The organism is Ralstonia sp. TCR112, from assembly GCF_007997035.1.
GTDB lineage: Bacteria > Pseudomonadota > Gammaproteobacteria > Burkholderiales > Burkholderiaceae > Ralstonia > Ralstonia edaphi.
This window is the reverse complement of record NZ_VOSS01000026.1, coordinates 1-19,925: the sequence shown is the minus strand read 5'-3', so window position 1 is coordinate 19,925 and position 19,925 is coordinate 1. Positions and strand designations below refer to the sequence as shown.

The window sequence follows — 19,925 nt, the reverse complement described above, 5'->3', positions numbered from 1 at the left end:
GCGCATCAGCTCCGGTAATCGGAGCGGGACGTGTCGATCAGCCGCAGCGCCGCCAGCCATGCGCGGCGTGCAATGACGGGCGACTCTTCCCGATTGAACTGCGCGGCGGTGCGCTGGCGCACGTCTTCGGGCGGCATGCGCAGCGGCGTGCCGCCGGCCAGTGCCTGAATCTGTGCCTGGCAGGCGCGCTCGAGAAAGTAGATTTCGTGAAACGCATCTGCTGCTGTGTGGCCACCGGCGAGCAGGCCATGGTTGCGCAGGATCATCGCCTTGTGCTGGCCGAAGTCGTGCACGAGGCGTTCGCGCTCGCCCAGGTCCAGCGCGATGCCTTCATAGTCGTGATACGCAAGGTTGCCGTAGAACTTCAGCGCATGCTGGCTGATCGGCAGCAAGCCATGCTCTTGTGCCGACACCGCAATGCCCGCGGCCGTATGCGTATGCACGACGAAGTGCAGATCGTCGCGCGCTGCATGGATGGCCGAGTGGATCGTGAAGCCGGCCGCATTGACGGCGTAGTGCTCGGGGTCCGCATCGGCACGTTCGTCGATGACGTTGCCCTCGAGATCGATCTTGACGAGATCCGATGCGCGCATCTCGCCGAACAGCACGCCGTAGCGGTTGATGAGGAAGGTCGGGCGGCCGTCTTCATCGGGCAGCCGTGCGGTGATGTGCGTGTCGATCATGTCCGTCATGCGGAAATGATCGACGAGCCGATACAGCGCAGCTAGATCGGTACGAACCTGCCATTCGGTTTCAGAGAAGGCCGCGGGGCGGCGCGTGTGCAGCGAAACGGGTTGGGCTTCCATGGGAATACGGAGGGAGGTAGACATCAATTTGTGGCGAGCGCCGTGGATTCTTCAGGCTGCTTGCCGTCGCGATACCGCCCCAGGCCGATGATGCCGATCAGCGAGATCGCGGAGAGCACCGTAAAGAACAGCGCCAGCGGCAGCCATTCGCCCTTGTAGCGTTCGGCCAGCATCGTGCCGATCAGCGGGGTGGTGCCGCCGGCAATCATGGTGCAGACCTGATAGGCGATCGAGATACCCGAGTAGCGCACGCGCGTCGGGAAGGCGGGCGTCATGAAGCCTGCGATGACGGCATACACGGCCGACAGCGTGACAACCGCCAGCGTGATGCCAGCCACCATCGCCACCGGATTCTGCGTGCTCACCAGCAGGAACATCGGATACGGCGTGAGCATCGAAATGAATGCGGCCCACGTCAGAAAGCGCGTGTCTCCGTAGCGTTGCGCCAGCAGCGCCGATACCGGCTGCGACAGCAGCTGCAGGATCGTCACGACGAACAGGCAATCGAGAATCAGTGCCTTCGACATGCCCAGGTACGTTGTCACGTACGAAATCATGAACGTGTTGGTGAAGAAGAACCCTGCGGAGCCGATGGTGGTGGCCATGGCCGCCAGCACGATCGGGCGCCACGCGGTGCGCAGCACTTCGCCCACGGGGTTCTTGAGCACCTCGTTGTTCTTTTTCATGCGCTCGAACTCGGGCGATTCCTTCACGCCCATGCGGATCGCCACTCCCACGAGCAGCAACACGAAGCTGGCCAGGAACGGCAGGCGCCAACCCCACGTGATGAAGCTCTCATGGTCGAGCGACGACACCAGCCGGAACGACAGCAGCGACAGGATCAACCCGACCGGGCTGCCCATCTGCGGGAACGACGCGAAAAACACGCGCTTGGCCTTCGGCGCATGCTCGCTTGCCATGAGCACCGCGCCGCCCCATTCGCCGCCCACCGCAATGCCCTGCAGCACGCGCAGCAACACCAGCAGAATCGGCGCCCAGATGCCGATGGTCGCGTAGCCCGGAAGCAGGCCGATGCCGGTCGTGGCGATGCCCATCAGGAACATCGTCACCAGCAGCATCTTTTTTCGGCCGATGCGGTCGCCCAGATGCCCGAACACTGCGCCGGACAACGGCCGTGCGGTGAAGCCGACAAAGAACGTGGCAAACGACGCCATCGTGCTCAGGAAATGGTTGCTGCTGGGAAAGAACACCTCGCCCAGCACGAGCGCGGCGGCCGTGGCGTAGGTGTAGTAGTCGTAGAACTCGACGGCGGTGCCGATGAAGGCGGCGGTGGCCGCGCGCACGGGCTGGTGCGTCGCGGTGGATGGTTGCGGCGTTGACATGGGGCGTCCTCCTCTTTTGGGCGTGGCCCGCCAGCGCGCCGCCGATGTTCAGGCATCGGTCTGTGTCGCGGAAGCGGGGTGTCGGTCGTCAGCCGACGCCGCCATTTATGCGCATCGACGCGGGCGGCGGCAAATTCGCATTTTTGATTCCCCGTATTAGCCGGGCTTATGCCCTGGGATTGGGAGCTGCACGCCTTGACCGCGCCATTGCGGTGCGTATGACCGACGCCGGCAATGGGTGGATGCACGCTTCGGGCCAGCAGTATTTGCCTGATTTATAGGCCGAATAAACATTCGCAATTTGACGCGCATTTTGCGATTGCCAGATAAAGGCGGCTGGATGCGCCGAGCCGGTCGGCGCGCATGCAAAAGGAATGGAGACATGTTGAAGGTCAACGGGGCGCGGCTGTGGTCGAGCCTGATGGAAATGGCGGCGGTCGGTGCCACGCCAAAAGGCGGCGTGCGGCGCCTTGCGCTGACGGAAGAAGACGCGGCCGGCCGCGCGCTGTTCGCGCGCTGGTGCAAAGACGCGGGCATGACGCTCAGCTTTGACCGCGTCGGCAATCTGTTTGCGCGTCGCGCCGGCAAATCGGCGCAAGCCCGCCCCGTGGCGAGCGGCAGTCATCTCGACACGCAACCCGAAGGCGGGCGCTTCGACGGCGTCTACGGTGTGCTGGCCGCGCTGGAAGTCGTGCGCACGCTCAACGACGCGGGCATTGAAACCGACAAGCCCATCGAGATTGTCGTGTGGACCAACGAAGAGGGCGCGCGCTTTACACCCGCCATGTTGGGTTCAGCCGCATTTGCAGGCGTCATGCCGCTGGAACAGGCCTTGGCCTCGCGTGATGCGCAGGGCATCTCCGTGGCCGAAGCGCTGGCGGCAACGGGCTACGCGGGCGAACGCGCCATCCCCGGTGCACCGTTCGACGCCTACTTCGAGGCGCATATCGAGCAAGGGCCGATCCTGGAAGAGAACGGCGTGCCGATTGGCGTGGTGACGGGCGGGCAGGCGATCCGCTGGCTCGATGTGCATGTGCAGGGCCAGGCCGCCCATGCGGGCACCACGCCCATGCGTTTCCGCCGCGACGCGATGTTTGCGGCAGCGGAGATGGCGACCTCGCTGGAAGTGCTGGTCGACAGTTTTGCGCCGCATGGCCTCGTGACGATCGGCGAATTCGGCATCCGCAATGCCTCGCGCAACACCATCGCCGCAGATCTCACGTTCACGGTGGATTTGCGCCATCACGAAGACGCGCGCATTGCCGAGATGGAAGCGGCGCTGCGTGAACGCTTTGCCGACATTGCAGAGCGCCGCGGCCTGACCGTGCAGATCGACCAGCATTGGGTCAGCCCGGCCACGCCGTTCGACCCCGCTTGCGTGAAGGCGGTGGCCGATGCGGTGGAGGCCCTCGACTACCCCCATCAGCGCATCGTGAGCGGCGCGGGGCACGACGCCATCCACATTGCCAAGTATTGCCCGACGGCGATGATCTTCATCCCGTGCGTCAACGGTCTGAGCCACAACGAAGCCGAAGATGCGCTGCCCGAAGATGTGACGCGCGGCGCCGATGTGCTGCTGCATGCCATGCTGGCCCGGGCGCGCTGAGCGAAATGGCGTGATAACGATATGACGGCATAGCGCTTTGCCCGACCCGTCAGTAGGGTCGAATCGTTGCAACTTGTTGCGGTAGCATTGCGTTTGCCGGCGATCCTGCCGGTTCAGTACGTCTTCAGGGCGGGGTGGAATTCCCCACCGGCGGTATGCGGACCGTGTGTCCGTGAGCCCGCGAGCGCCTTGCATGCGCCTGCATGCAGGGGTCAGCAGATCCGGTGAGATGCCGGGGCCGACGGTCAGAGTCCGGATGGAAGAAGATGTGCGGAACAACATGCCCGCGCCAAAGGAGCGCGCCTGGCTTGGTGCCGGGCTGCGCCGCTGCATGGCTCGTGCGTGTTTGTCTGCTTGCCCTGGAACGTCTTGTCGCCAATCTTGCGAGGAGCGTTTCCATGTTGTCCACTCAGCAATCCCCTGCAGTTCACCCGCCCGCATTGCCTTCCGCGAATGTGGCGTTTGACGCCATCGAAGCCAGCTTCGATCCGGCCGACATGCCCGCGCGCATGGCCGCCGCCCTCGACGCGGTGCGGCTTGGCGTGCCCGTTGTCGTGCTCGACGATGCCGACCGCGAAAACGAGGCCGACCTCATCGTCGCCGCCGACAAGCTCACGCAGGCCAGCATGGCCATGCTGATTCGCGAATGCAGCGGCATCGTCTGCCTGTGCCTGACGGCGGAGAAGAGCGCGTCGCTCGGCTTGCGCCCGATGGTAGAAGACAACCGCAGCCAGTACGGCACGGCGTTCACGGTGTCGATTGAAGCCCGCACTGGCGTGAGCACCGGCGTATCGGCGGCGGATCGCATCACGACCATCCGCGCGGCCATCGCGCCGGATGCCAATACGCAATCGGTCGTCAGCCCGGGGCACGTATTCCCGCTGGTGGCAAAGGAGGGTGGGGTGCTCACGCGGCGCGGTCATACCGAGGGCTCGGTCGACCTGGCACGTCTGGCAGGCTTGCCGCCGGCCGCCGTGCTATGCGAACTGATGCTGCCCGACGGCACCATGGCGCGCCGTGACGACGCGGTGCGCTTCGCCGATCAGCACAACCTGCCGGTGCTGACCATTGAAGACATCGTTCAATATCGGGAGCAGATGGAGCGCGCGGTCAGCTTTGTCTGACGACCAGCCGGCCGCGCGAGAGAGGTGACGCAGGTTACCGCTTGAGCGCGGCCGCTTCCTTGGCGAGCGCCGTGATGCCTGCCCAGTCGCCGGCCGCGACCTTGTCCTTGGGCACCATCCACGAGCCGCCCACGCACACCACGTTGGGCAACGCGAGATAGTCTGGCGCGCTTTGCGGCGTGATCCCGCCGGTCGGGCAGAAACGCACATCGCCAAACGGCCCGTAGATCGACTTGAGCATCGGGATGCCGCCAGCCGCTTCGGCCGGGAAGAACTTCAGCGTGGTCAGGCCGAACTCCAGTGCCAGGATCAGCTCGGAGGGCGTGGCGATGCCCGGCAGCCAGTCCAGTTCAGCTTTCGCCTGTGCCACGGCCAGCATGGGCGTAATGCCCGGCGACACCGCGAACACTGCACCCGCATCCTTCGCCTGCTGGAAATGCTCCGGGCGCGTGAGCGTGCCGGCGCCGACGATGGCGTCGCTGCCCAGGTCCTTCACCACCGCACGGATCACGTCGAGCGCCACGTGCGTGCGCATCGTGATCTCGAACGTGCGGATACCGCCTTCGTACAGCGCGCGGCACACCTTGACGCCCTCATCGACAGATTGGAACTGCAGCACCGGGATGACCGGGCCGGCCTTGACGACGGAATCGATACCCACAACGTTCTCCTAGATCAACTTCAACGGAACAAGCTTAAATGACGGTCGCCAGCGCCAGCGTGAGCAGCAGCGCGACGATCGAGATGATGGTCTCCAGCACCGTCCACGTCTTGAAGGTTTGCGGCACGGTCAGGTTGAAGTACTCCTTCACCAGCCAGAAGCCGCCGTCGTTCACGTGCGACAGGATCAGCGAGCCTGCGCCGGTGGCCAGCACCATCAGCTCCGGCTTCACGGCGGCGCCCGAGGCTGCGGCGATCGGGGCGACGATACCGCAGGCAGTTGTCATGGCGACGGTGGCCGAACCCGTGGCGATACGGATCAGCACGGCCACCACCCAGCCCAGCAGCAGCGGCGAGAGGTGTGCATCGGTGGCGACGGCCACGATGGCTTTCGACACACCCGAATCACGCAGGATCTGGCCGAAGCCGCCGCCTGCGCCCACTACCAGCGTGATCGTGGCGATCGGTGCCAGACACTCGTTGGTGAACTTGAGGATGGTGTCGCGATTGAAGCCGCGTGCCTTGCCGAACGTGTAGAAGCTCACGATGGCGGCAATCAGCAGGGCCATCACGGAGTTGCCGGCCAGCTTCAGGATGTCGTTTGCCAGTGTCTTGGGGGGGACGATCAAGTCGGCCCAGCTACCGATCAGCATCAGTACCACTGGCAGCAGGATCGTGAACAGCGTCACGCCAAAGCCCGGCAGCTCGCGCTTCTGGTCGGCTTCAACAAACTGCGCGGCCAACGGGTTGTTCTCGTCCGGCTTGACGTAGCGCGAGACCAGCATCGCCCAGAGCGGGCCGGCCAGGATGGCGGTCGGCAGGCCGACGATCAGCGCATACATGATGGTTTTGCCGATGTCGGCCTGGTACGCCGTCACGGCCAGCAGCGCGGCCGGGTGCGGCGGGATCAGGCCATGCACGACCGACAGACCGGCCACCATCGGCAGGCCCACCAGCAGGATCGGCGTGCCCGTGCGCTTGGCCACGTTGAAGGCAATCGGGATCAGCAGCACGAAGCCGACTTCGAAGAACACCGGCAAGCCGATGATGAACGCCACGACCATCATGGCCCAGTGCGCGTTCTTCTCGCCAAAGGCACTGATGAGCGTTTTGGCGATGCGCTCGGCCCCGCCTGATTCCGCCATCATCTTGCCGAGCATCGTCCCGAGGCCCACCACCAGGGCGATGTGGCCGAGCGTGTTGCCCACCCCGGTTTCGAACGCCTTGACGATATTGCCCATCGGCATGCCAACCACCACGCCCAGCACAAGCGAGACGACGATCAGCGTAACGAACGGGTTCAGTTTCTGGACAGCGATCAGGTAGATCAGTGCCACCACCGCCAGCGCGGCGGTCAGCAATAGCGAGTTGCCTTGCATCGGGACCATCGGGTTTCCTCCTCAGGGATATTCACGGCTCTTGTTGTCTGGGCGCCCCGTCGTGCAGGGCGACCTTATGAAAATGCGGATTACGGCTTCTTGTAGGCCACGCAATCGACTTCGACCTTGCAGTCGATGACCATGCTCGACACCACGCAGGCGCGCGCGGGCGGGTTGGCACCGAAGTACTCCTTGAACACCTTGTTGAACGACTGGAAGTCGCGCGGATCATCCAGCCACACGCCGCAGCGCACGACGTGCTCCGGCCCGTAGCCCGCTTCGGCGAGGATGGCCAGCACGTTCTTGATGGTCTGGTGCGATTGCTCGACGATGCCGTTGCCGACCACTTCGCCGTTCACCATGGGCGTCTGGCCCGACACAAATAGCCAGCCGTCTGCGCCCGCCGCACGGGCAAAGGGGAGGTGCTGGCCACCGGTGCCGGTGCCGCCTTCAACGCCAATTCGGGTAATCGTCATCGCTACGTTCCTTCTTTCAAACTTGCAAACAAAACTTGGATTCAGTGGACCTCGGCGGCCGCTGTTGCCGGCGCATGCGGGCCGCGCTTGAGGAAGCGCCCCGCCCGATGCGGCTGCACGACGCCGTCCTGATACGACAGATGTCCGTTGACCCACACCGCCGCAATGCCCGCCGCTGGTTGCTGCGGGTCGGTAAAGGTGGCGACGTCGCGCACGGTTTCGGGGTCGAACAGCACGAGATCGGCCCAGTAGCCTTCGCGCACCAAACCGCGCTCGGTCAGGCCGAAGCGCTCGGCGGACTGGCCTGTCATCTTGCGGATGGCGGCCGAAAGCGAAAGCAGCTTGCGCTCGCGGCTGTAGTAACCGAGCACGCGCGGGAAAGCACCCCACAAGCGCGGATGCGGCTTCGGATCGTTCGGCAGGCCGTCGGAGCCGATGACGGTGGCGGGGTGCGTGATGATGCGGTCCAGATCCTGCGCCGACATGTTGTGGTACACGGCGCCCGCCGGCTGCAGGCGGCGCGCGGCGTCCATCAGGTCGGTGCCCCACGCGGCGGCAATCTCCTTGAGTGTCTGCCCGGCCATGCCCGGTTCCGGCTCCGACCACGTGATGAAGATGTCGAATTCGTCCGTCACCTGCTTCAAGTCGAGCGTGGACGAACTGGCGGTGTACGGATAGCAGTCGCAGCCCACCGGCTGATAGCGCTGCGCGCCTTCGATCGATTCCAGCACCTCGCCCGCGCGGCCCCAATTGGCAGCGCCCGCGCACTTCAGGTGGGAAATCACGATGGGCACGCGCGCATGTTTGCCGACGCGATACGCCTCGTCCATCGCATCGAGAATCGCCGCAAATTCGGTACGCAGATGCGTCGTGTAGATGGCGCCGGCCTCGGCCAGCGGCTCCGCCAGGCCCATCACTTCTTCGGTGGTCGACGCAAAGGCGTTGGCGTAGGCGAGGCCGGTCGACAGGCCGAGCGCGCCGTGGTCGAGCGCCTCGCGCAGTTGCGCGCGCATGCCTTCGACTTCGTCGGCGGTGGCGGGGCGGTCGAGGCGGTCCAGATGGTTGTTGCGCAGTGCCGTGTGCCCGACCAGCGCGGCGACGTTCACAGCCGGTTGCGCGCGCTCGACGGCGTCCACGTACGAGGCGAAGGTCGGATACGCAAACGCGCTGGCAGGCCCCAGCAGGTTCATCGGGTCGGGCGGGTCGCCCCTGAGCGTGGCCGGCGACGCGCTGATGCCGCAGTTGCCCACGATGACGGTCGTGATGCCTTGCGACACCTTGCACAGCATGTCGGGCGTGCGGATCACGTTGGTGTCGTCGTGCGTATGCACGTCGATGAAGCCAGGAGCAAGGACGCGGCCCTCCCCGGCGATTTCCTCGTCCCCCAGCCACGCGGTGGAGTCGGATGTGGCGATGGCGGCGATGCGGCCGTCGGTGATGGCCACGTCGAACAGCGTGGCCTCGGGTTCGTGGCCGCTGCCGTCCACAATGCGGACCTGACGGATGACGGTGTCGTACTGCTGCATGTCAATCTCCGAGCGGCTGGCGGTTGCCGCCGCCGCGATGCGCATCGAGCACGTACTTGATGCGCCGTAAGAGCTCCTTGCTGCGATCGGCCTGCTGCAATGCGACCTCGGTCGCCAGCAGGTCGATCATCATCATCATGGCGTAGCGCGATGACGACGGCTTGAAGATGAAATCGGTTTCCATGGCCTGGATCGGCAGCAAGACATCGGCCAGCGCCGCCAGCGGTGAGCCGATGGCCGTGATGGCGACGATCCGGGCGCCGTACTCGCGCGCGATCGTCACGCTGTCGATCACCTCCGGCACGTGGCCGGTCACGGAAAACACGACCACCACGTCGTCCGGGCTGAGCGTGGCCGCGACCATCCGCTGCAGCATCGAATCATGATAGGTGGTGACCGGCCGTCCCAGGCGGGCGAGGCGGTAGCGCATTTCGTCGGCCATGGTGGTCGAGCCGCCGCCCATGCCGAACACGGCAATCATGCGCGCCGCCACCAGTGCGACAGCGGCAGTGCGGAAGGCCTCGGGCTGCACCAGCGCGCGGTTGGCCTCCAGCACATTGCTGATGTCGGCCAGGATGCCGTCTGCGCTGGAGGGCGGGCGGTCCGCGCCGCCATCCAGAAAGCGCTGGCCGACTGCGGCTGCCTGCGCTAGCTTGAGCTTGAGTTCGCGCACGTCGCGGCAACCCATCGCCTTGGCAAAACGGGTGACGCTGGCCTCACTCACCCCGGCGCGTTCGGCGAGCGTCTGGATGCTGCCGGCGGCGGCTTCTGCAATGTCGCTCAGGACGGTCTGCGCGACCTTCTGCTCGGCGGGGCGCAGTTCAGCGGCACGCTGGGAGAGTCGGGTCACGATGTCCATCGGTTCACGCATGGGGTCGGGCTTAGGGTCGCGCATTCTGGCCCCCGGTAGTCGTCCGGATAGCGGCTTTGAGAGTGCTTTGGTACTTTGTAACAGGCTGGCCCGGAGAATAATTTCGCCGCTATCATTGTGTCAACCCGATGTTTACCCCCAAAGGAACACGAGTCCATTCCCATGAGTGATACAAAGTACCAAGGAGACGCCAACGCCGTTGTCAACCCGCTCGACAAGGGCTTGGGTGCGTTGGAAACCGCATGCGCGCCGGAGCAGATTGCTGCTCGGCGCTGGAATGTATTGAACGAAGACCTGAACCTGCCCGCGGCGGTGCTCTCGCAGTCGCGCGTGGAGCACAACCTGGCGTGGATGCAACGTTTCGTGAGCGAATACGGTGCCAAGCTCGCGCCGCATGGCAAGACGACGATGGCGCCGCGCCTGTTTCAACGTCAGCTGGCCGGCGGTGCGTGGGGCATCACGCTGGCAACGGCGCACCAGACACGCATCGCGTATGCCCACGGCGTGCGTCGCGTGCTGATGGCTAATCAGCTGGTCGGCAAGCGCAACATGGCGATCCTGGCCGAGTTGCTGGCCGATCCGACGTTCGAGTTCTTCTGCCTGGTGGATGCGGCGGATCAGGTCGATCAGCTTGCCGCCTTCTTCGGCAAGGCGGGGCGCCCGATCCAGGTGCTGATCGAACTGGGCGTGCAGGGCGGCCGCACGGGCGTGCGTGACGACGCGCAACTGCAATCGGTGCTCGACGCGCTTACGCGGGCCGATGGCGCCGTCAAGCTCGCGGGCGTGGAAGTTTACGAAGGCGTGATCAAGGAGGAGGCGGATATCCGCACGTTCCTGCAGCGCGCCGTGAAGGTGATGGGTGACCTTGCAAAGGACGGGCGCCTGCAGCGCACGCCCGCCGTGCTGACGGGCGCCGGTTCAGCCTGGTACGACGTCGTGGCCGAAGAGTTCGCCAAAGCCGATATCGGCCAGCCGCTGGATGTAGTGCTGCGCCCCGGCTGCTATCTGACGCACGACGTGGGCATCTACCGCGCCGCGCAGGCCCGTATCGATGCCAACAACCCGATCGCGCACAAGATGCGGTCGAGCCTGCTGCCTGCGCTGCAACTGTGGGCCTATGTGCAATCCGTGCCCGAGGCTGAGCGCGCCATCATTGCGCTGGGCAAGCGCGATGCTGCATTCGACGCCGGTCTGCCGCTGCCGGTGCTGCATTTCCGGCCGGGCGACAAGACGCCGTCGGCCACGCCGGCGCATTGGGAAGTCACCGGCATGATGGACCAGCATGCCTACCTGAAGATCGCCCCAGGCGACGACATCAAGGTCGGCGACATGATCGCCTTCGACATCTCGCACCCGTGCCTCACGTTCGACAAGTGGCGCCAGATTTCTGTCGTTGACGACGCCTACAACGTGGTCGACGTTGTGCAGACCTACTTCTGAGCGGGGCGCCCATGGCAGACATCCTCGCCTATGGCGAAGCGCTGATCGAGTTCAACCAGGCGGATCCCGGCAGTACGTCGTGGAATTTCGGCTTCGGCGGCGATACGTCCAACTTCTGCATCGCTGCGGCGCGGCAGGGCGCGCGCACGGGCTACATCAGCGCGGTGGGCGCCGACCGCTTCGGCCAGGCGCTGCGCGCGCTATGGCAGGACGAAGGCGTCGACCACACCTACGTGCATACCGATGCGCAGGCGCCCACAGGCCTGTACTTCGTTTCGCACGATGCGCGAGGTCACCATTTCGACTACCTGCGTGCAGGCTCTGCGGCGAGCCGCTTCCAGACCGCGCAACTGCCGCTGCAGGCGATCGCGTCTGCCAAGGCGTTTCACCTGTCAGGGATCAGCCTGGCGATCAGCGACACGGCGTGCGACGCGGGTTTGGCAGCGATGGCACATGCGCGGGCGTCGGGTGTGCTCGTCTCGTTCGACACCAACCTGCGCTTGCGTCTGTGGCCGCTCGCGCGTGCCCGTGCCGTGATGCAGGAAGCGATGCGCACGTGCGATCTGTGCCTGCCGAGTTGGGATGACGTGACGGTGCTGCTCGATTGTCATGATCGGGACGGCATTGTCGATACGCTGCTCGGCTGGGGCGTGAAGCTGGTGGCGCTGAAGATGGGCGCGGAAGGCTGCTACGTGGCCACACCGGAATCCCGAACGCTGGTGCCGCGTCATACCGTCAATGCGATTGATGCAACCGGCGCGGGCGATTGTTTTGGTGGGTCGTTTGTGGCGCGGATTGTTGCCGGGGATTTGCCTGCAGAGGCGGCGCGGTATGCCAATGTGGCGGCTGCGATTTCTACGACGGGGTATAGCGCTGTGGCGCCGATTCCGCGGGTGGAGGTTGTGCGGGCGGTGTTGGCGTCCACGTAGACTGCCTGAATGGATGTTGTTGGTGCGCTGGTGTTTCATCCCCTGCCGGGGCTGACTTACTTTCTTTTGGTCTTGGCCAAAGAAAGGTAGGCAAAAGAAAGGCGCGCCCGAGATGGCGAAAGATTCCTTGAATTTCCGTAACCGGGCGGAGACGGGAAAAACTCGCTTCGCTCAGACAGTTTCCCCCTCTTTTTCCTCCCTGCAACAGAAATTCAAGGCGCCATCTAGGGCAGGAAAGTCAAAGGACAAAAGCCACACCATCTGGACACAAGCCCAAAAGACAAGGCCAACCTCGCGACGGGTTGGCCTTTTTCTTTTGACGTTGAGCCCTTGATGGCGCCTTGAATTTTCGTAAGCGGGCGGAAAAAAGGTGGGGAACTGTCTGAGCGCAGCGAGTTTTCCCCACCTCCGCCCGGTTACGCAAATTCAAGGAATCTTTTCGCCATCTCGGGCGCGCCTTCTGTTTGCTTACTTTTCTTTGGCAAGACAAAGAAAAGTGAGTCGGTCCCGGCAGGGAACGAAAGGGAGGTGGACCACCAACGCTCAAATCCTCAAAGGATCAATCTCCAACTGCCACCGCACCCCCTTCACAGTCTTGCCAATCCCCGCAAACCCCTCAGTCCAGGCAGTCAACAGCTTCTGCAAAGCCGCGCGAGAACCCGATTCCACCAGCAACTGCGCCCGCTCGCGGTTGGCCAGGCGCACCATCGTCATCGGCACCGGATCATGCAAAAACACCGGCGCGCCCAATTCAGCGGCCAAGGCTTCACCAGCCGAACGCGCGGCGCCCAAAAACTCCAGCGCGCGTGCGACTTCCTTGTGCTCTGCGGTCAACAACGCCTGATAGGCAAACGGCGGCAGCCCGGCCTGTTTGCGCTCCCGCAGCAGCTGGCGCGCAAAACCGTCGTAGTCGTGCCGAACCAGCGCCTGCAGCGCCGGTGCGTCGGGATACCGCGTCTGAATCAGCACCTCGCCGGCCAAGCCGGCCCGGCCCGCGCGGCCCGCCACCTGCATCAGCGAGGCAAAGAGATGCTCTCCCGCGCGGAAGTCGTGCGAGAACAGCGAGGAATCGGGCGCGACCACGCCCACCAGCGTCACGCGCTGGAAGTCGTGCCCCTTGGCGACCATCTGCGTGCCGATCAGGATGTCGACGCCGCCTTCGTGCACGGTGTCGAACAGCGCTTCGGCGCTGCCCTTGCGGCGGGTGGAATCGGCGTCGATGCGGGCGACGCGGGCCTGCGGAAACAGCTCGCCGAGCGTTTCTTCAATGCGCTGGGTGCCGCGCCCGAGCGGGGCGATGTCGACGTTGCCGCAGTCGGGGCAGTGATGCGGAATGCGCGATTCGTACCCGCAGTGGTGACAGCGCAGGCGCCGCTCCGGCTTGTGCAGCACCAGGTACGCCGAGCAGCGCGGACAGCCCGACAGCCAGCCGCAGGCGTCGCAGGACAGCACAGGCGCGTAGCCGCGGCGGTTGAGGAACAGCAGGCTTTGTTCGCCGCGCGCCAGGCGATCGGCAATCGCATCGACGAGCGGTTTGGACAGCCCATCACGAATCGCACGCCCGGCGCGGCGCTCCAGGTTCAGGTCGATGAGCGACACGCGCGGCAGCACCGCTTCTGCCTGCGCGCGTTGCGAGAGCGTCAGGCGCGTCGTAGCCGTCTGCTCGGCGCGCCACCAGGTTTCCAGCGACGGCGTGGCAGAGCCCAGTACCACGGGGATGTTGCGCTGCTTGGCACGCCATAGCGCCAGGTCGCGTGCGGAATAACGCAGACCCTCCTGCTGCTTGTACGACGTGTCGTGCTCCTCATCGACAAGGATGAGCGCGAGGTTGGGCAGCGACGCCAGCATCGCCAGCCGCGTGCCGAGCACGATGCGCGCTTCACCGCGATGCGCGGCCAGCCAGTTCAGCGCGCGCGGCTGTTCGGCCAGACCGCTGTGCAGCGCGGCCATGGGCACGCCGGGAAAACGCGCCGCAATGCGCGCCTCCAGCTGCGGCGTCAGGTTGATCTCGGGCACCAGCATCAGGACCTGCGCGGCGGGGTCGCGCGCCAAGGCGTCGGCGATGGCGTGCAGGTAGACCTCGGTCTTGCCGCTTCCGGTCACGCCAAACAATAGGAAGGGGCTGAAGGTACCCGCCGCCCCGGCCTGGGCGATGGCCGCCACGGCGGCGGCCTGTTCGTCGTTCAGGGCGGGCGCGACGGAAGGCGCCGGCAGCTCGAGCGGTTGCGGCAGCAGCGCCTTCGGCCGCAGTTCTGCGCGCAGCCAGCCGACGGTCGTCCAGTCCCGCAGCTTGGCGACGGCTTGCCCGTGCAATTCAACGGCGGCGCTGGTGGACAGCTCGCCATCGCCGGTCAGTGCTTCGGCCAGGCGCATGGCGCCGGACGCACGTTTCGGAACGCTGTCGAGCAACGCGGCCCGCGCCGGTTCAAACATCACGTAGACGGTTTCGTTGGCCTGCCGGGCGAGGTTGTCCCAGCTGCCCGGCGTGCGCCACAACGGCGGCAACGCGGGCAACGTCACCTCGCCGAGCGCACGGTGGTAGTAACCGGCAGCAAATTCGGCGAGCGCCCGCCATTCGGCGTCGAGCGGCGGCACCCAGGCCAGCACCCGCTCCACATCGCGCAGCTTTTCTTGCGGAACATCGGTGGTTGCGGCAGTTTCGACCACCAACGCCACCACCCGCCTGTTGCCGAACGGCACCACCACGAGCTGCCCAACCAGCACAGGTTGCCCGCACCGGTAATCGAACACGGCATCGAGCGGTGTATCGATCACCACACGCGCAATGGCAGCCGACACCTGGGCATCAGAAAACGCGGCGTCGACGTGGGCGGTGGTCATGCTTGGCGCAAACGGTTGAATTGCAAAGAGTTTGTTGCGATGCAGCGGCGCATCCTGCACCTGGGAAATGCGTCTTGCCCATCTCACCTTGCCTTCACAGCCATTGCCATGGTCGGTTCAATGTTCAAGTACTACTTGAGGTTTATGCCTTGGCGCCCTGATCGGCGACCGTTTTCCGGCCTATCCACACGGCCTGTGGATAACTTTGTTGAAAAGTCGGCCGCTGCGCCCGCGAAGGCCGGTAGACGCGCTGTTTTTCTAGCTTGCACGATTTACGCGCACGCGGCTTTCTTTCAGAAAAATCAAACACTTATGCGGTGCGTGCACAGAGCCGCCCCTGTTGCGCCGCGGAAAGAACCAGCCGCGACAGCTTTGTGCATAAGTCAAGTCTTGACAGCCGGCTTACGCACCAGAAAGCGCGAAATAAATCGCTTGACACCCCGTTGGGGCCAGATGGGGCCACCGGCACGCGAGTAGTCACTCACCCCTACTGCACCAAAGCGGCGAAGATTCCACCCGTGCCCCCGACTTCACGCACTATTGCGGCACGATTCAAACGCTATCGCACTGCAGCATTGATCTTGATCGTGTTACTTCGCTTTCGACCGCAGCGCGCGGCTGAAGCTGTGCACCTCCTCCACCAGCACCGATACGGCTTCGGGCGGGGTGAACTGCGAGATGCCGTGGCCGAGGTTGAAGATGTGGCCATCGCTGCCACCGCCGGCTGCGTAGTCTTCCAGCACGCGGCGCGCTTGCGCGCGAATCGCCTCCGGCTCGGCAAACAGCACGGTGGGGTCCAGGTTGCCTTGCAAGGCGACGCGGCCCGCCGTTCGCTGGCGAGCGCGCTGCAGGTTGACGGTCCAGTCCACGCCCAGCGCGTCAGCACCGGTCTCGGCCATGCCTTCGAGCCACAGGCCGCCGCCCTTGGTGAACAGGATGACCGGCACGCGCTGGCCGTCGGCCCCGGGGCGAATACCCTTCACCACGCGGGCCATGTAGGCCAGCGAAAACTCCTGGTAGATGCCATCGGCCAGCGCTCCGCCCCAGGTATCGAACACCTGCACAGCCTGTGCGCCTGCATCGATCTGTGCATTCAGATAGTCGATCACGGCCTGCGCGTTGATCTCCAGGATGCGGTGCATCAGGTCCGGGCGCGCGTAGAGCATCGACTTGACGGTGCGGAAGTCGTCCGAACCGCCGCCTTCGACCATGTAGCAGGCGAGCGTCCACGGGCTGCCCGAGAAGCCGATGAGCGGCACCCGCTGGCGGCCGTCCTGGACGAGCGCACGGCGGATTTCCGCCACGGCGTCAAACACGTATTGCAGCGACGACATGTCCGGCACGGACAGCGCCGCCACATCGGCTTCCGTGCGCACCGGCTTGGCAAAGCGCGGCCCCTCGCCTTGCGCGAACGACAGCCCCAGGCCCATGGCGTCGGGCACGGTCAGGATGTCGGAGAACAGGATTGCCGCGTCCAAGGGGTAGCGGTCCAGCGGCTGCAGCGTCACTTCCGTCGCGTACGCAGGCGACTTGGCCAAGCCGAGGAAGCTGCCGGCCCGCGCACGCGTGGCGTTGTACTCAGGCAGATAGCGGCCCGCCTGGCGCATCAGCCACAGCGGGGTGTAGTCGGTCGGCTGGCGGCGCAGGGCGCGCAGGAAGGTGTCGTTGGCGAGCGGGGCGGACATGGCGATGGACTCTTGAGGAGGGCGCCATTGTAAGGGATGGTGTTTTTATCCTTCCCTGACCCAGGCCAACCCGTCGCCAATCACGACGCAGATATCACGGCACCTTGTGCGTATCGCCCGCACGCTGCGGCGGCAGCTTGATCGCCATCGACTTGAAATCCGGGCTGGTGGTCAGTGTTCCGTGCACCACGCCGCGCGGAATCACGACCAGATCGCCCGCCCGGACTTCCCGCGGCGCGCTGTCGAGCCAGACGGTGGCCGTGCCCGACATCACGTACTGGATTTCGTCGGCGTACGTATGCGTGTGCTTGGCGACGGTACCGACCTGGACGCCCACCGTGCCGTTGGCCGCCGTGACCAGCGTCTTGGTGCGCAGCGTACCCATCTCGGCGATGACGGGGCCGATTTCGTCCGGCGTCATGCCGCCCATGTTGACGATCTGCGCCGCAAGCGGCGGTGCCGAGGCCGGAGCCGATGCCGCCGCCGGTTCTGGCACTTGCGCAAACGCGCCGACACCGGCGGCAAAGATAGCGGCAGCGGAAATCGCTCGAATCACAGCAACAGGACGATGGCGATGCATGATGGCTCCTCATGACGCGGCCGCCGTCAAGGCGCGGCAGTCCGTGTGGCGCGGTCGCTTGACCGACTCGCGGCGATTGTCGCATCGGCATGCGGCCGCGTAGACCTAGGGCGATTCCCGAGAAACCGGGGCGCCGCTCCCAAACCGGCTCGCCTATAGTGGACCGCGCCAAGCCCGCCACAAAACGACATCACAGGAGACCGGCATGACACACAAGGGAAGCTGCCACTGCGGCAAGGTCGCATTCGAAGTCGAAGGCCATCCGGAAAGCGCGATGGCGTGCAACTGCTCCATCTGTCAGCGCAAGGGCTCGCTGCTGTGGTTCGTGGCGCGCGACAAGGTGCGGCTGCTGACGCCGGAAGACAACGCAAGCACCTACCTCTTCCGCAAGCACGTCATCAAGCACCGCTTCTGCCCCACCTGCGGCATCCATCCGTATGCCGAGGGCGTCATGCCCGACGGCACGCCCATGATTGCCGTCAACGTGCGCTGTCTGGAAGACATCGATTTGGCCAGTGTGCCGGTCACCCACTTCGACGGGCGGTCGATGTAGCAGCGCGGCGCTACAGCCACATCTGCATCACGCGCTCGCCGGCCTCCACCGGCTTGCCGTTCGGCATCCACACCGCATCCAGCATCGGCCGCACGAGATCGAGTTCGGTCGACATGCCGTCCTGCCGGCCAAAGCGTGCGCTGTTGGCGGCCTGCGCTTCCACGATGCGGCGGTCCTGCTCCGCCACGCGATACAGGAACGGCCAGACGAGCCAGCGCACGGCCCAGGCCGGCGCCCAGCGGTTTTCCACATGCAGCGTGGCGAACAGGCGCGTGCGCATCTCGTCTTCGGGCGTGAAGTGCAGCGTGAAATACAGCGCACTGCCGTTGGCGTAGCGGTATTCGAGCTGGGCGGTGGAAGGCGCGGCGATACCGAAATGCGCACGCTCCATCGTGCGCGGCGATTCGAACAGGCGGTACAGCAGACCGCTTTGCTGCGGCTGGCCGGCGTAGTCGACCTGCAGGCCATCTGCCGACTGGGCGACGGTCACCGTCATCGGCTGGCGCGCGCCATGGCTGCGCACGAGACCCGGATGCACGAGATGCGTGTGCAGCGGGTCAAGAAAATTCTCCAGCGCGTCGGCGGGGCGTGCCTGCCACAGCGTGCTCCACAGAAAGCGGCGGCTGCCGGGCGGCAAGCGCTGCAGGAACGCCGGCAAGGCCGCAGGCGCAGCTTCGCCCGGCGGCCGTGCACTCATCCAGATCAGCCCGTCGTGCTCGAACACCTGCCACGCATTCACTTGCACGGCGGGCACGGCGGCGCCTGGGCACAGGCCCGGCATGGTGGTGCAGCGGCCGTCGGCGCCGAACGTCCAACCGTGGTATTTGCACTGCAGTGTCTCGCCAACGAGCTGGCCGTCGGACAACGGCACATGCCGATGCGGGCAGCGATCGTCCAGCGCAAGCAAGCCGCTGGAGGGCAAGCGCGCGAGCACCACCGCGCGGCCAAACACGGTCACGTGCATCGGTTTGTCGCGCAGGCGGTTCGCCTCGGCGACGGGATACCAGCCGCGCAGCAGCGTGGCGTTCCAGGCAGTCATAACTGAAAGCGTTGCATGATCGGCACGCCGATCCGGGTGGTGAGGGTGCGCAGCACGGCGACGGCGCGGCGCGTGGCGGGTGGCAGATGCCTGCAGTAGACGGCGCTCATCTCGATGGCCGGCACGCCTCCGCGCAGGCGCTTGAAGTGCGCGGCGCCAGCGCTCAGGTTCAACTCGGCATCGCGCGTGATGGTCAGGCGCAGCACGTGCGCCATCAGCAGGCGATACAGCCCTGCTTGCTGGGGCCACGTCGTGTCGTAGCCGACGATGGGCGCGGTCAGCAACGGCCCTTGCCCAAACACGCCGACCACCGCGCGCAGCACGCCCTGCGCATCCCGAAAACCCGCGCATTCGAGCAGCCCTGCCGCGTGCCACGCGCGAAGAAACGCTGCGGTGTAACGCGGGTTCAGCGCGGAATACTTGTCGAGATAGAGCTGCGCATAGAGCCGCTCGGCCTGCGCGAAGTCGGTGTCGGTCAAGGCGTCGTGCGGCACGAAGGTCAGCGGCGTCGCGTCGAGCAGCTTGAGGTCCCGCCGCAGATCGCGACGCAGTTCCGACACGCGCGACGCACGCTGCAACTGCAGGAACAGATAGACCTGCCGCGTGGGGATCAAATCGAAGCCGGCAGCCGTGGCGGCGCGCAGCCAGTCGGCGTGCTGGATCGTGTTGAGCGAACGCAGCCAGATCGCGCGGTCCGGCCAGCGCTCGCGGCATGTTCGCGCGAGCGCTTCCAGATCGAAGGCCGCCGCCGATGGATACAGGTTCGTACTGACCAGCCAGTTGTTGACGGCCACCGCACGGTCGAGCTGCGCATGCCGCATCCACGCATCGGCCAGGCCAATGGCGCCGCGCAGCACCGGCCGCAGCATGCGCGGCATCAATCGCTCGGATTCTTCCGCCGCATAGCGGCCGTACGTGGTGATGGGCGAGCAGACCCAGGCGTTTTCGGCATGGTCGGCGCGATCCTCACTGCCGTTGATGGTCACGGGCAGCGGCAGACCGCCAGCCTCCACCACGTCGACCTGCGTCACCAAGTTGGCGACGAACGGCTGCGACGCCTGCCCGCG

The 19,925-nt window shown here is 65.4% G+C and carries 18 protein-coding genes and 1 riboswitch; of the genes, 6 read left to right on the top strand and 12 right to left on the bottom strand.

Translation table 11 applies throughout. From position 1 onward, the window contains the following. Window positions 1-5: 5 nt before the first annotated feature. Both FUT88_RS09310 and FUT88_RS09305 read right to left on the bottom strand, forming a co-directional pair. Window positions 6-806: a class II aldolase/adducin family protein gene (locus FUT88_RS09310; RefSeq protein WP_147214725.1), complete on the bottom strand. Its 801-nt coding sequence runs from the start codon at window positions 804-806 to the stop codon at window positions 6-8. A 23-nt stretch (window positions 807-829) separates the two neighbouring features. Continuing rightward, window positions 830-2,149, bottom strand: a complete 1,320-nt coding sequence (locus tag FUT88_RS09305) for an MFS transporter (protein WP_147214724.1) — start codon at window positions 2,147-2,149, stop codon at window positions 830-832. Between the two features lie 107 nt (window positions 2,150-2,256). On the opposite strand from FUT88_RS09305, the gene FUT88_RS26120 reads away from it, so the two are divergent. From FUT88_RS26120 to ribB, 3 genes are all read left to right on the top strand, one after another. Further along, on the top strand, window positions 2,257-2,430 hold the full coding sequence (locus FUT88_RS26120; RefSeq protein ID WP_186829266.1) for a hypothetical protein: 174 nt from the start codon (window positions 2,257-2,259) through the stop codon (window positions 2,428-2,430). Window positions 2,431-2,531: 101 nt separating this feature from the next. After that, the gene (locus FUT88_RS09300) at window positions 2,532-3,755 is read left to right on the top strand and encodes a Zn-dependent hydrolase (protein ID WP_147214723.1); all 1,224 of its coding nucleotides are present in this window, start codon (window positions 2,532-2,534) and stop codon (window positions 3,753-3,755) included. Between the two features lie 116 nt (window positions 3,756-3,871). Beyond that, window positions 3,872-4,027: riboswitch (FMN riboswitch) on the top strand. Between the two features lie 126 nt (window positions 4,028-4,153). Then, a complete protein-coding gene (gene ribB, locus FUT88_RS09295) occupies window positions 4,154-4,879 on the top strand; it encodes a 3,4-dihydroxy-2-butanone-4-phosphate synthase (RefSeq protein WP_147214722.1) in 726 nt (241 codons plus the stop codon). Window positions 4,880-4,913: 34 nt separating this feature from the next. On the opposite strand, the gene FUT88_RS09290 is transcribed toward ribB, so the two are convergent. The 5 genes from FUT88_RS09290 to FUT88_RS09270 form a co-directional block, all read right to left on the bottom strand. Then, window positions 4,914-5,540, bottom strand: coding sequence for a bifunctional 4-hydroxy-2-oxoglutarate aldolase/2-dehydro-3-deoxy-phosphogluconate aldolase (locus FUT88_RS09290; RefSeq protein ID WP_147214721.1), 627 nt, complete (start codon window positions 5,538-5,540; stop codon window positions 4,914-4,916). 34 nt (window positions 5,541-5,574) lie between these two features. Further along, on the bottom strand, window positions 5,575-6,927 hold the full coding sequence (locus FUT88_RS09285) for a gluconate:H+ symporter (protein WP_147214720.1): 1,353 nt from the start codon (window positions 6,925-6,927) through the stop codon (window positions 5,575-5,577). 80 nt (window positions 6,928-7,007) lie between these two features. Continuing rightward, window positions 7,008-7,394 carry a RidA family protein gene (locus FUT88_RS09280; RefSeq protein WP_009240594.1) on the bottom strand — a complete coding sequence of 129 codons (387 nt, stop codon included), beginning with the start codon at window positions 7,392-7,394 and terminating at the stop codon, window positions 7,008-7,010. 41 nt (window positions 7,395-7,435) lie between these two features. Further along, window positions 7,436-8,920 (bottom strand): D-aminoacylase, encoded by a 1,485-nt coding sequence (locus tag FUT88_RS09275; RefSeq protein WP_147214719.1) that lies wholly within the window; start codon window positions 8,918-8,920, stop codon window positions 7,436-7,438. Between the two features lies 1 nt (window position 8,921). Next, window positions 8,922-9,791 carry a MurR/RpiR family transcriptional regulator gene (locus FUT88_RS09270; protein ID WP_186829265.1) on the bottom strand — a complete coding sequence of 290 codons (870 nt, stop codon included), beginning with the start codon at window positions 9,789-9,791 and terminating at the stop codon, window positions 8,922-8,924. Between the two features lie 162 nt (window positions 9,792-9,953). Between FUT88_RS09270 and FUT88_RS09265 the strand changes: the two genes are divergently transcribed. Together FUT88_RS09265 and FUT88_RS09260 are read left to right on the top strand one after the other, a co-directional pair. After that, window positions 9,954-11,231: an amino acid deaminase gene (locus FUT88_RS09265; RefSeq protein WP_147214717.1), complete on the top strand. Its 1,278-nt coding sequence runs from the start codon at window positions 9,954-9,956 to the stop codon at window positions 11,229-11,231. 11 nt (window positions 11,232-11,242) lie between these two features. Then, the gene (locus FUT88_RS09260) at window positions 11,243-12,160 is read left to right on the top strand and encodes a sugar kinase (RefSeq protein ID WP_147214716.1); all 918 of its coding nucleotides are present in this window, start codon (window positions 11,243-11,245) and stop codon (window positions 12,158-12,160) included. 543 nt (window positions 12,161-12,703) lie between these two features. Here the strand turns inward: FUT88_RS09260 and FUT88_RS09245 are convergent. From FUT88_RS09245 to FUT88_RS09235, 3 genes are all read right to left on the bottom strand, one after another. Next, window positions 12,704-15,001, bottom strand: a complete 2,298-nt coding sequence (locus FUT88_RS09245; RefSeq protein ID WP_147214715.1) for a primosomal protein N' — start codon at window positions 14,999-15,001, stop codon at window positions 12,704-12,706. A 590-nt stretch (window positions 15,002-15,591) separates the two neighbouring features. After that, window positions 15,592-16,686, bottom strand: coding sequence for a uroporphyrinogen decarboxylase (gene hemE, locus FUT88_RS09240; protein ID WP_147214714.1), 1,095 nt, complete (start codon window positions 16,684-16,686; stop codon window positions 15,592-15,594). A 94-nt stretch (window positions 16,687-16,780) separates the two neighbouring features. After that, complete coding sequence (locus FUT88_RS09235; RefSeq protein WP_147214713.1) at window positions 16,781-17,266, bottom strand: cupin domain-containing protein; 486 nt, start codon at window positions 17,264-17,266, stop codon at window positions 16,781-16,783. Window positions 17,267-17,471: 205 nt separating this feature from the next. Here FUT88_RS09235 and FUT88_RS09230 point away from each other — a divergent pair, with 205 nt between their 5' ends. Continuing rightward, window positions 17,472-17,819, top strand: coding sequence for a GFA family protein (locus tag FUT88_RS09230; RefSeq protein WP_147214712.1), 348 nt, complete (start codon window positions 17,472-17,474; stop codon window positions 17,817-17,819). Between the two features lie 10 nt (window positions 17,820-17,829). Here the strand turns inward: FUT88_RS09230 and FUT88_RS09225 are convergent, their stop codons facing one another. Further along, on the bottom strand, window positions 17,830-18,858 hold the full coding sequence (locus tag FUT88_RS09225) for a Rieske 2Fe-2S domain-containing protein (protein ID WP_147214711.1): 1,029 nt from the start codon (window positions 18,856-18,858) through the stop codon (window positions 17,830-17,832). Beyond that, window positions 18,855-19,925: hypothetical protein (locus FUT88_RS26115; protein WP_186829264.1), on the bottom strand; the 1,071-nt coding region annotated here is incomplete at its 5' end. The genes FUT88_RS09225 and FUT88_RS26115, both read right to left, overlap by 4 nt.